We start from the raw sequence: 11,621 nt of genomic DNA, 5'->3' as shown, positions 1-11,621 counted from the left end.
TCAGCAAGACCCTGGCGGGTGCCAGGTCACCAGGCGCTCGTACCTGGAAGCCAGATGGGCGCACTGGGCGGCACTCATCTCGACCTGTCCAGGCTTCCACGGCCTGCAACCAGGTGAGCGCTTTCCTTGATAGCGGAATTGCCTCTGCTATGGTGGAGGCGTGTCCGACAACATGGGCCTGCTCTCCAGCGGGCTGTCGATGGCCGAGCTGGGCGCCCGGATCCGGGCCCGCCGGCGGGCGCAGGGGCTCGGGCTGGAGCAGCTGGGCGAGCTGAGCGGGGTCAGCCGCAGCATGGTGTCGGATGTCGAGCGGGGCCTGAAGACGCCGACCGTGCTGGTGCTGGACCGGCTGGCGACGGCGCTCGGCACGTCGATCGCCAGGTTGCTGGACGAGCCCGTCGGGGACGCGCTGGTGGTGCTGCGCGGCGAACGGCACCGGGTGGTGCGCGACCCCGCCGGGTGGGAGCGGCGCATCCTGTCCCCGGTGCTGCCCGGCGTCGAGTTCGAGTTCATGCGCACCACCCTGGGGCCCGGCGTCGACGCCGGGGAGTTCTCGCCCCACCGGCCGGGTTCGCGGGAGTACGTGGCGGTCGAGTCGGGGCAGCTCACGCTCACCATCGACGGTCAGGCGTCCACCCTGGGCGCGGGCGACTCCGCCTACTTCCCCGGCGACTGCCGGCACGGGTTCGCCAACGGCGGGGCCGAGGACTGCGTCTACTACCTGGTGATGGCGCTCGGGGGCGGCGATGGATGAGCTGCGGCGGGCCGCCCGCATCGCCGCCGACGTGACCGCCGACCATCTGGCCGGGGTCGGCGACCGGCCGGTGTGGCAGCCGGTGCCGGAGCCCGACCACGCCTGGCTGACCCGCCAGGAGCTGCCGGTGGCGGGCCGGCCGCTGGTGGACCTGGTCCACGACGTCCGCACCCGGATCCTGCCGTACCCGATGGGCAACGGTCATCCCCGGTTCTTCGGCTGGGTGAACTCCGCGCCGTCGCCGGCCGGCGTCCTCGTCGCACCGCTGGCCGCCGCCCTGAACCCGAGCTGTGCCGGCGGCGAGCACGCCGGCGTCCTGCTGGAGCACACCGTGCTGCGGTGGCTCGCCGGCCTGGTCGGCTACCCGCACCGGCCCGGCGGCGGGCTGCTGACCAGCGGCGCCTCGATGGCGACCGTGGTCGCGCTGGCCGCTGCCCGGCAGCGGGCCGCGGACCGGGTGGGCGTCGACGTCCGCGCGGACGGGCTCTACGGTCTCGCGCCGCTGGTCATGTACGTGTCCGCCGAGGGGCACAGCTGCCTGCGCAAGGCGGCCGAGCTGCTGGGCCTGGGCAACCGGCAGGTGCGGGTGGTGCCGGTGGACGACCGGTTCCGCATGGACGTCGGCGCGCTGCGGGGCCTGGTGGACCGGGACGCGCGGGCCGGGCTGCGCCCGTTCTGCGTGGCGGCGACCGCCGGCACCGTCAACACCGGTGCGGTGGACCCGCTGGACGCCGTCGCGGACGTCGCCGCCGAGCACCGGATGTGGTTCCACGTCGACGGCGCGTACGGCGCGCTCGGCGCGCTCGCCGGCGGTGCCGCGGCCGGCTACGCGGGCCTGGCGCGCGCGGACTCGCTGGCGCTGGACCCGCACAAGTGGCTCGGCGTGCCGGTCGACAGCGGCTGCGTGCTGTGGCGCGACCCGGCGCTGACCCGTGCCACCTTCAGCCTGGTGCCCGCCTACCTGCGGGACGAGCGGGACGGCGGGCTCGGCTGGTTCTCCGAGTACGGCCCGGAGCAGACCCGCCCGTTCCGGGCCCTGCGCACCTGGGCCACCATGTCGCACCTCGGCCGGGACGGCATCGTCCGGCTGGTCGGCACGACGGTCCGGCGGGCGCACACCCTCGCCGCGATGATCACCGCCGCCGCCGACTTCGAGCTGCTGGCCCCGGCCGGCGCCTCGATCGTCGCGTTCCGGTACCGCCCGACCGGCCAGGACGACCACCTGGACGCGCTCAACCAGCGGATCCCGGGCGCCGTCCAGCGGCGCGGGCGCGCGTTCCTGACCGGCACGCGCCTGGCCGGGGCCGAGGCCCTGCGCGCCTGCCTGCTCAACCCGGCGACCACCGACGACGACCTGGCGCTGTTGCTCGACGAGATCCGGGCCGCGGCGACCGGCGACACTTCGCCGACACCGCCGTGAGCGCCCGCTTCCTGGTCGTCGACCTCGGCGGCGTGGTGTGCCGCTTCGACCATGCGCACCGCCTGGACCGGCTCGCCCGGGCGTGCGCGCTGAGCCCGGACGAGATCGACGCGCGGCTGTGGCGGTCCGGCTTCAGCGCCGACTGCGACCGGGGGCGTTACGGCTCCGCGGCGCAGGTGCGCACCCGGATCCGCGCCGTCCTCGCCGCGACGGGCGGCGACGACAACCTCGACGACGACCTCGACGACGCCTGGTGCAGCGCCTTCCGGCCCGACGAGGGCGTCCTCGACGCGCTCGACCGGCACCGCGGCGACCGCGTCCTGGCGCTGCTCACGGACAACGGGCCGCTGGAGGAGGAGGCGCTGACCCGCCGGTACCCCGAGGTCTTCGCCCGGTTCGACCACCTGTTCTTCAGCCACCGCCTCGGCCGTCGCAAGCCGGACCCGGCCGTCTTCGCCGCCGTCACCGGCCACCTCGGCGCGCCCGGCGCGGCGGTCGTGTTCGTCGACGACAGCCCGGCGAACGTGGCCGCGGCACGCGAGGCCGGATGGCACGGCATCCGGTACCAGGACGTGCCGCGGCTGCGCCGCGATCTGCGGGAGGCCGCCGGCCGCACGTGACGACGTGCGACACGCGGCCATGCGTACGGACGTCGGCCCGGGTCCGCCCCCGATGCGGGCCTGAATCCTGTGCGGCCGCCGCACTCCTCGGAAACCGGACCGCGAATTACCGGGCGCGTTGGCATTATCAGTCTCGCGTTTACTGAAGAACCGCACGGGTGACTGCGCTGTCAAGAACGAATTGCGCGTCACCACCCCCGGAATGCGCAGCGTTTCTACTCAGGCAGACACCATGGCTTCGAGCACACTCAGGACGAACACCGACCATGACACGCGGATCGTCCACCGTCACGGTGATGAGACCAAGCCGTCGTGGATGACCACCGAACTGTTCGTGTACCTCGCCGCGGTCATCGGCGTGCTGATCGCCTCCCAGACGGTCGGGGACGGTGCCGCCCGGAACGGCGCCGACTACTTCGCGGCCGGCAAGGCCTGGTGGTACATCACGCTGCTGACGATCGGCTACCTGGTCAGCCGGGGCCCGGCGAAGTCGGGCAGCCGCAGCCGCGACGTGGACCCGCGCGACGACAACCGGTAATCGCCGCCCGCGCGTGACCGCGGTTGACACGCCGCATCGGGCACCCTCCTGTATCGGACGGGCGCCCGAAACGCGACTCGGGGAATTCGTCGCACCGAGTCGCCGGTCTGTCACGGCATTGCACCTTCTGGACGGGCACCCTGGATGGGCGGGACCGGCGGCCCCGCCCATCGCTGCGGGAGCTCAGGAGGCTGGTTCCCCTGACGGCACCGCGAGCTGGGTGCCGAGCGCGACCGGGACACCGAAGTTGGGGGTGCCGTCGGCGTTCCAGGTGAACTTCTGGGCGCGGGTGCTGCGGTTCATGTCGCAGCCGCCGCTGGTGGAGCTGTTGGCGTGGTACACGATCCAGTCCTCGGTGCCGTCGGGTGACTTGAAGAAGCCGTTGTGGCCCGGGGCGTAGACCGAGTTGGCGTCGGAGCGCTGGAACACCGGCTGCGGGGACTTCACCCAAGACGAGGAGCTGAGCGGGTCGCCGCCGGTGTAGGTGAGCATGCCGAGCTTGTAGTCAGGGGTGGAGCAGTGGCTGGCCGAGTAGACGATGAAGGTCCTGCCGTTGCGCTGCAGCACCTCGGCGCCCTCGTTGACGGCGCCGCCGACCGTCTCCCAGCTGTAGGTCGGGGTGGACAGGATGCGGCGGGTGCCGCTGGCGGTCCACGGGTTGCTCAACGGGCGGATGAACATCGGCTGGGAGCCGTTGTAGAACGTGCCGAGCAGGTACAGCTGACCGTTGAGCTGCAGGATGCTCGGGTCGAGCTCCCACGTGTTGTCCTGGGTGGGGTCGAGCAGGTCGGCCTTGAACGTGTAGGGGCCCATCGGGTCCAGGCCGGCGCTCTCCAGGACGTGGATGCGTTGCGTGCCGAGGTTGTACGGCTCGGCGCCGGCCGTGTAGTAGAAGTACCAGCGCTGCCCGTTGGGGCCGGTGAGCAGGTGGAACTCCGGCGCCCACATGGTGCCGGCGCCGTTGGGCCGGGTCAGGTTGAAGATGACCGTCTCCGGTGACGTGGCCAGGCCGCCGAGGGTGCGGCTCTTGCGCATGGTGATGGTGCGGTTCCAGGTGGTGGAGGCCAGGTAGTAGTAGCCGTCGTAGTAGGTGAGCCACGGGTCGGGGCCCTGCGGGTCGAGCGGGTTGGTGAAGGTCCGGGTGGTCGTGCCGCCGTTGTAGGACGGCAGGCGCCACACCAGGGCGGACGAGCACGGCAGCTGCACCAGGCCGGTGGATCCCGGCGCGACGCACTTGCCCGACTGGACGCCGACGAGGTTGAACGTGTTCGTGGCGCCGGCGACGGTGACCGCCTGCAGCCGGAACTGCTGGTTCGTCTGGCCGTTGCAGGTGTACTGGATGATCGTCGCGTGGTCGGCGGTGGACCGGCCCGTCACGTCGACGCACGAGCCGGCGGTGAGCGTGTTGACCGTGTACGTGCCGGTCGTGTTCGCCACCGGCACGAACGTGAAGTTCTGGCTGGCCGCGCCGGTGCAGCCGGCCAGCACGAGCTGCAGGACGTTGGTGGGCGCGCCGTTGGGCACGGTGGCGCACTGGCCGCCGGACTGGCCGACGATCGTGCTGGTGAACGTGACGGGTGCGGCCGACGCCGGCTGGGTGAGGATCGGCACGCCTACCGCGACCAGCAGCATGAGGGCGAGGGGTCGACGCATGAGGAGCCTCCTTGCGACGGTCAGGTGCCGCTGGACGCGAAGCCCGCGACCTCGGCGGCGGTGAGGGCACGGCTGTACAGGCGCAGGCTGTCGACCGCGCCGTCGAGGTACGGGTCGGCGTACTGGGACCGCCCGACCCAGTTCTGGGTGGTGGATCCGAGGTTCGCCGGGCCGAGCGTGAGGGCGGTGTTGCGGGCGACCTCGGCGCCGTTGACGTAGAGCACGCCGAGGTTGCCGCCGCGGGTGACCGCGACGTGCGTCCACGCCCCGGCGGGCAGCGCGGCGGGGGCGTCGATGCGCTGCTCGCCGCCGGCGCCGGTGGCGGTGATCGCGAAGCGGGCGGTGCCGGAGCCGCAGCGGGCGGTGAGGAACATGTTGACGCCGGTGCCGCTGCCGAAGTCGAAGACGCGGGCCCAGGTGGCGAGCGCGTCGACGCGGACCCACAGGGCCACGGAGAAGTCGGTCGCGCCGGCCAGGATGCCGGTCGGCAGCGCCACGTAGCCGTTGCTGCCGTTGAGGTTGACGGCGCTGCCGGTGCGGCCCGTGACGTAGCCGCCGTTGACGACCGTGGCGGTGCGGCCGTTGCCGGTGGCGTCGGTGCCGTTGCCGTCGAACTGGTAGTGCGCGACGAACAGCGGCAGCGGCGGGGTGGTGGTGGTGGTGACCGACCAGTAGACGCTGTAGCGCTGGCCGTGGACCTTGTAGAAGGGCTGGAGGGTGACGCCGCCGGCGGTGTACTGCAGCGGGGTCGCCGTCGCGGTCAGCGACGCCGGGTTGAGCACGGGCAGCGCGCTGAGGTTGTTCGTGCCGAAGAGCCCGCCGAGGACGATCGGGCCGACCTTCACCGCCTGGACGCTGCTGTTGTCGTTGGCCGCCTCGCGGGTCAGCGCCATCGGCAGGGTCACGTCGACGACGTCGCCGGAGGCCCAGGTGCGGGCGATGGTGGCGAACGTGCCGGGCGCCGGGCCGGCCTGCGCCGTGCCGTTCACCCGGACGGTGGCCCCGGTGGCCCACGCCGGGATGCGCACCTTCATGGTGAACGTGCCGGCCCCGGTGACGGTGAGCCGGGTCGACCCCGCCTCCGGGAAGCCGGTCTCCTGGCGGACCGTGACCCCGCGCGCGGACCAGGTCAGCACCGACGGGATGAACAGGTTCACGAAAAGGGTGCCCGCGCCGTCGTGGAAGTAGATGCTGTCGCCGAACTTGGTGTTGCTCTCCATGCCGGTGCCGTGGCAGCAGACGAAGCTGTTGTAGTCGTTGCTGTAGGTCTTGATGCCGCCGGCGCGCAGCGGCACGTAGTAGCACTGGAAGCCGTGCGCCGAGGTCGGGTCCTGCGAGGCGAGGATGTGGTTGTAGAGCGCCTTCTCGTAGTAGTCGAGGTAGTCGACGCGGGCCGGGTCGGTGAAGAACAGCTGCCGGGTGAGCTTGAGCATGTTGTGGGTGTTGCAGCACTCGGCGGTCGTGTCGGACAGCTCGCTGGCGATGCGGTCGGGCGCCTTGAAGTACTCGCCGTTGGAGTTGCCGCCGATCGCGTACGTGTGCCGCCGGGTGACGATGTCCCAGAAGTTGACGGCGATGTCGCGGTACCGGGTGGTGCCGGTCGCGTGGTACTCGCGGATCGCGCCGATGACCTTCGGGATCTGGGTGTTGGCGTGGTAGTTGTTCAGGTTGTCGGTGCCGGCCGCGAGCGGGTCGAAGATCTCGGCGTGGTCGAACTGCTGCGCGGCGGCGAGGTGCGCGGCGTCGCCGGTCAGCTGGTAGAGGTTGGTGAGGACCTCGTTCATGCCGCCGAACTCGGTGTCGAGCATGTTCTGCCGTTGCGCCTGGGTGAGCCGGTCGTTGCGGAACTTCACCCAGGCGGCCATGCCGGTGAGCACGGTGAGGGCCTGGGCGTTGCCGGCGAGCTGGTGCATGTCGAGCAGCCCGGCCATGAGCTTGTGCAGCGTGTAGTACGGCGCCCAGACGGCCTGACGGGCCTCGACCCGGTCGATGAAGCTCTCCGGGAAGGCGCTGAGGTAGCCGGTGTTGTAGCCGGCGGCGCCGGCCCGCGCCTGGCACTGGGCCAGGACGGTGACGAGCTGGTCGCCCTTGGTCTTGAAGGCGGTGTTGCCGGTGCTGGCGTACGCCTGGGCGAGCGCGGACAGGAGGTGGCCGGTGGAGTGCCCGCGCAGCTCGGTGGCCGGGGACTCCCACCCGCCGCACGGGGTGGCGGTGGAGGACAGCCCGACGTTGAGCCGGAAGGTGTGCAGCAGCCGGTCGTTGTCCAGGAACAGCAGGTAGGCGTGGATGCGCCCGGCGGCGGCGCTGAACGGGCTGCTGAGCAGCTGCACGGCGGTGAGCGGGAACGGGTAGGCGGAGACGCCGGCGTCCGGGCGGGCGGCGTGCGCCGCCGGCGCGGTGAGCAGCGGGCCGGCGACGGTGGCGGCGCCGGCGGCAACGGCGGTGGTCCGCAGCACGCTGCGGCGGGTCACCGGTGGTGAGGACATGGGTCCCTCCCGAGGGTATGGGGTGTCCGCGGGCCGTCCGAGGTGGACGGTCCGCCGTGTTGCAGGGCGCGGGTCAGCCGCGCAGCGCGCCCGACATGAAGCCCCGGACGTAGCTGCGTTGCAGGACCAGGAAGAGCAGCAGGCAGGGCACCGCCATGAAGGTGACGCCGGCCTCGAGGGCGGCGTAGTCGATGGCGCCGAACGACGCGGTGCGCATGTTGACCACGGCGAGCATGACGGTGAACTTGTCGGTGGAGTTGAGCAGGATGAGGGGGGCGAAGAACTCGCTCCACGAGGTGAGGAACGCGAAGAGCCCGACGGTGATCAGCCCGGGCCGCACCGCGTGCAGCATGATGCGGGTGAGCGCGCCGAAGCTGGTGCACCCGTCGATGAGCGCGGACTCCTCCAGCTCCTGGGGGATCGCCTCGAACGCGTTGCGCATCATGAAGATGGAGAACGGCAGCTGGAACATGATGAGCACCAGGCTCAGCCCGAGCAGCGAGTCCTGCAGCCCGATCCACTCCAGCAGCACGTACAGGGCGATGAGGATCGTCGCGTAGGGCACCATGAGGATCGCCAGGGTGAGCAGGAACAGCGCGTTCTTGCCGGGGAACTGGAAGCGGCCGAAGGCGTAGCCGCCGAGGGTCGCCACGAGCAGCGTGCCGCCGACGGTGAGCGTACACACGGTGAGGCTGTTCAGGACGTGCTCGGCGCGGATGCCGTTGTCGGAGGTGAACAGCCGGCGGTAGTTCTCCATCCCGAAGCCGGTCGGGGTGCGCGCCGAGGCCCAGGCGCTCCACAGCAGCGGGAAGAGGAACAGGATGGCGAGCGCGGCGGCGCTGATCCTGCGGGTCATCTGCACGGCTCCTACTGCGATCGCCGGCGCAGCACGCCGAGCTGGATGGCGTTGAACACGATGAGCACCCCGAGCAGCACCACCGAGATCGCGGCGGCGGAGCCGAGGTCCAGCTCGATGAACGCCTCCCGGTAGATCACCATGACCAGCGACGTGGTGCTGTTGTCGGGGCCGCCGCGGGTGAGGATCCAGAACTGGTCGAAGGCGAGCAACGAGCCGGTGATCATGAGGGTGAGCACGAGCGCGATGGTGGGCCGCATGAGCGGTACCGTGATGCGGCGGAAGATCTGCCAGCGGGTCGCGCCGTCCAGCCGGGCCGCCTCGTACACGTCGAGCGGGATCGCCTGCAGCCCGGTGAGCAGGATGAGCATGTTGAACCCGGCGAAGCGCCACAGCACGAGCACGACCGCGGAGCCGAGCGCGGTGTTCGGGCTGCCGCTGGTCAGTGACAGGTAGCCGTCGCCGGCCAGCAGGTCGTTCACCGGGCCGATCTCGTCGCTGAGCAGGCCGAGGAACAGCAGCGACGCGCTGGCGAAGCCGACCGCGGCGGGCAGGAAGAACGCGGTGCGCAGCAGCCCGACGCCGCGCCCGCGGTGCTGGACCATGAGCGCCAGGCCGAACGACAGCGCGAACAGCAGGACGGTGACGACCACCGTGTACTTGAGGGTGAACCACACGGCGGTGCGCAGCAGCTCGTCCTCGCCGAGCCCGGCGTAGTTCTCCGGGGCGTTGAGGGTGGGCGCGCCGAGCAGCGGCCAGTGGTGCAGGGACATCCAGACGACCAGCGCGAGCGGCACGACGAAGAACATGCCCACCACGAACGCGGTCGGCGCGGCGTACAGGGCGCCGATCCACTGCTTGTTGCGTTTCCTTCGCGGCGGCGCCGACGGCAGGACCGTCGGTCGCGCTGGCGCCAGCAACGTCATCATCGATCTCCGGGACGGGGGCCCGCCCTCATGGCGCAAGGCGGGCCCGGCGACTACTTCTTCAGGGAGGCGGTGAGCGCCGTGGCGCCGTCGCCGAGGGACTTCTGCGCGTCGCCGAACAGCGCGCCGCGGAACGCGGTGTTCCAGGGGCTCTGGGGGTCGTTGTAGGTGGCGTTGAAGTTCTTCGCGTACGGGGTGCGGCCCTTGCCCATCAGGTTGTTGATGGTGACGATGCGCGGGTCGGCGGAGGAGTACTTGTTCGACGCGAGGTCGGTGCGGGTCGGCACGCCCTTGCCCTTCGCGACGACCTCGACCTGGGCCTCGTCGCCGAGGGTCCAGGCCAGGAAGTCCCAGGCCTGCGCGGCGTGCTTGCTGGTGGCGCCGATGCCGATCGAGTCGCCGCCCACGAACGTCGACTCGCCCCCGTTGATGCCGCTGATCGGGGCGATGCCGACCTTGAACGTGGCCTTCTCCTCGATGATGCCGAGCCACGCCGACGGCGCGGGCGCGATGCCGATCTTGCCGCTCTGCAGGGCGCCGAGCCAGGTCGGGCCGGCCTCGTCCTTGGACGCGGGCGCGGCGACGCCCTCCTCGTACAGCTTGCGGTAGAGCGCGAAGACCTCGGCCATCTCCTTGGAGTCGATGGTGCTGGCGGTGCCCTCGGCGTTCATGACGTCGCCGCCGGCGGCCCACACGGACGGCCACAGGGTGAACACGTTGCAGCCGCCGCAGTTGCCGCCGAAGTAGGTGCCGTTGATGTCGCCGCCGAGCTTGTCCACGGCGCGGGCGGCGGCGGCGAACTCGGTCAGCGACGTCGGCGGCTTCTCCGGGTCGAGGCCGGCCTTGGTGAACAGGTCCTTGTTGTACAGCATCACCGACATGTCGATGGTGTGCGGGACCGCGTAGTGCTTCTTGTTCCAGGTGCCGTTGCGCACGTGCGCCGGGGCGACCTTGTCCTTGACCGGCAGGGCGTTGAACCTGTCGGTGATGTCCAGCCACAGCCCTTGCGAGGCGTACTGCGGCGCGAACACGACGTCGGAGGCGAACAGGTCCGGCAGCGCCCTGGCGCCGGCGGCCGAGGCGAGCTTCGCCGGGTACTCCTCGTTCGGGTACGCGGTGACCTGCACCTGGTTCTTGTGGGTGGCGTTGTAGGCGGCCGCGTACGCCTTGGACACCGACTCGGTGGCGGCCCGGGTCCACAGGGTGAGCGCGGCACCGCTGTCGGCGGCCTCACCCGACGCCACGGGTGCGTCCTTCCCGCCGCAGGCGGCGAGCGCCAGCAGCAGTGCGGCGGCGACGGTGCCGCTCAGTAGACGATGCAAGGTCTTCCTCCTGACACATTGTTTGTGAGCGTTATCGAAAAGCAAGAGCGGAGGTGCTTTCACGCACGACGAGGTCAGGGGCGGACCGGTGCTGCCCGGTCTGCCGTACGCCCGCCGCGATCTGGGTGACGAGCAGATGCATGCTGCGCCGGCCGAGCTCGGCGAAGTCCTGCCGGACGGTCGTCAGGGGAGGCTGCAGGTACGGCGCCTCCGGCATGTCGTCGAACCCGACGACGCTGACCGCCCCGGGCACGGGCCGGCCGGCCTCGTGCATGGCGCGCAGCACACCGATCGCCATCTGGTCGTTGCCGCAGAACACGGCGGTGACCGCCGGGTCCGCGGCGAGCGCCCGGCCGGCCGCGTAGCCGGACCGCGCGCTCCAGTCGCCGGGCAGCGCCGGCGGCACCGGCAGGCCGGCGTCGTTGAGCGCGCGCTGCCAGCCCTCCATCCGCTCGCGGGCCTCCGGCCACTCGGCCGGGCCCGCCACGTGGTGCACGGTGCGGTGGCCCAGGGCGATGAGGTGCCGGGTGGCCAGGCCGGCGCCGGCGGCGTTGTCCACGGCGACCATCGGCACCTCGGGCATGGCGTGCGCGTCGATGCCCATGCCGACGATCGGCACGTGCGCCGGCACGTCCAGCAGGGAGCGGCCCAGTGCCGTCCAGGCCGCGGCGACCGGGGCGAGGGTGATGATCCCCTCGACCGCCTGTTCCCGCAGCCGGCGGATCGCTTCGTGGACCGACGGCACGTTGAGCTCCCTGGCGCTGGCGATGCTGACGAAGTAGCCCGCTTCCCGGGCCGCGCGTTCGATGGCGTGGACCATGAACGACGGCCCGAACAGCGTGGTGTCGAAGGTGACCAGGCCGACGGTCTGCGACCGGTTGGTGGCGAGGGTCCTGGCCGCGACGTTCGGCTGGTAGTCCAGCGCGCGCATCGCGGCCAGGACCCTGGCCCGGGTCTCGGACCGGACGCTCGGGTGGTCGTTGACCACCCGGGACACGGTCTGGTGGGACACCCCGGCGAGGTGGGCGACGTCCCGCATCGCCGGG

General features: G+C 71.6%; 10 protein-coding genes. 4 read left to right on the top strand and 6 right to left on the bottom strand.

Features of this window, described 5'->3' with window-relative positions; genetic code table 11:
• The first annotated feature begins 160 nt into the window (after nucleotides 1–160).
• From OP18_RS07975 to OP18_RS07960, 4 genes are all read left to right on the top strand, one after another.
• Nucleotides 161–754 (top strand): helix-turn-helix domain-containing protein, encoded by a 594-nt coding sequence (locus tag OP18_RS07975; RefSeq protein WP_245635293.1) that lies wholly within the window; start codon nucleotides 161–163, stop codon nucleotides 752–754.
• On the top strand, nucleotides 747–2,174 hold the full coding sequence (locus OP18_RS07970; protein ID WP_033358126.1) for a pyridoxal phosphate-dependent decarboxylase family protein: 1,428 nt from the start codon (nucleotides 747–749) through the stop codon (nucleotides 2,172–2,174). Before OP18_RS07975 ends, OP18_RS07970 begins: the two co-directional genes overlap by 8 nt.
• The gene (locus OP18_RS07965) at nucleotides 2,171–2,794 is read left to right on the top strand and encodes an HAD family hydrolase (RefSeq protein WP_052386363.1); all 624 of its coding nucleotides are present in this window, start codon (nucleotides 2,171–2,173) and stop codon (nucleotides 2,792–2,794) included. Before OP18_RS07970 ends, OP18_RS07965 begins: the two co-directional genes overlap by 4 nt.
• 316 nt (nucleotides 2,795–3,110) lie before the next feature.
• A complete protein-coding gene (locus tag OP18_RS07960; protein WP_245635292.1) occupies nucleotides 3,111–3,332 on the top strand; it encodes a hypothetical protein in 222 nt (73 codons plus the stop codon).
• A 183-nt stretch (nucleotides 3,333–3,515) separates the two neighbouring features.
• On the opposite strand, the gene OP18_RS07955 is transcribed toward OP18_RS07960, so the two are convergent.
• The 6 genes from OP18_RS07955 to OP18_RS07930 form a co-directional block, all read right to left on the bottom strand.
• Entirely contained in the window at nucleotides 3,516–4,985 is a 1,470-nt protein-coding gene (locus OP18_RS07955; protein WP_033358124.1) for a family 43 glycosylhydrolase, read from the bottom strand.
• Between the two features lie 20 nt (nucleotides 4,986–5,005).
• Nucleotides 5,006–7,471 (bottom strand): glycoside hydrolase family 127 protein, encoded by a 2,466-nt coding sequence (locus OP18_RS07950; RefSeq protein ID WP_033358123.1) that lies wholly within the window; start codon nucleotides 7,469–7,471, stop codon nucleotides 5,006–5,008.
• A gap of 73 nt (nucleotides 7,472–7,544) precedes the next feature.
• Nucleotides 7,545–8,327 carry a carbohydrate ABC transporter permease gene (locus OP18_RS07945; protein ID WP_033358122.1) on the bottom strand — a complete coding sequence of 261 codons (783 nt, stop codon included), beginning with the start codon at nucleotides 8,325–8,327 and terminating at the stop codon, nucleotides 7,545–7,547.
• Nucleotides 8,328–8,338: 11 nt separating this feature from the next.
• A complete protein-coding gene (locus OP18_RS07940) occupies nucleotides 8,339–9,256 on the bottom strand; it encodes a carbohydrate ABC transporter permease (RefSeq protein WP_156089355.1) in 918 nt (305 codons plus the stop codon).
• Nucleotides 9,257–9,306: 50 nt separating this feature from the next.
• On the bottom strand, nucleotides 9,307–10,575 hold the full coding sequence (locus tag OP18_RS07935) for an ABC transporter substrate-binding protein (protein ID WP_033358121.1): 1,269 nt from the start codon (nucleotides 10,573–10,575) through the stop codon (nucleotides 9,307–9,309).
• Between the two features lie 31 nt (nucleotides 10,576–10,606).
• Nucleotides 10,607–11,614, bottom strand: a complete 1,008-nt coding sequence (locus OP18_RS07930; protein ID WP_081970499.1) for a LacI family DNA-binding transcriptional regulator — start codon at nucleotides 11,612–11,614, stop codon at nucleotides 10,607–10,609.
• Between the last annotated feature and the right edge of the window lie 7 nt (nucleotides 11,615–11,621).

Origin of the sequence: Dactylosporangium aurantiacum, from assembly GCF_000716715.1 — a bacterium.
GTDB lineage: Bacteria > Actinomycetota > Actinomycetes > Mycobacteriales > Micromonosporaceae > Dactylosporangium > Dactylosporangium aurantiacum.
The sequence above is the reverse complement of the archived record's forward strand: the minus strand, read 5'-3'. Positions and strand labels throughout refer to the sequence as shown.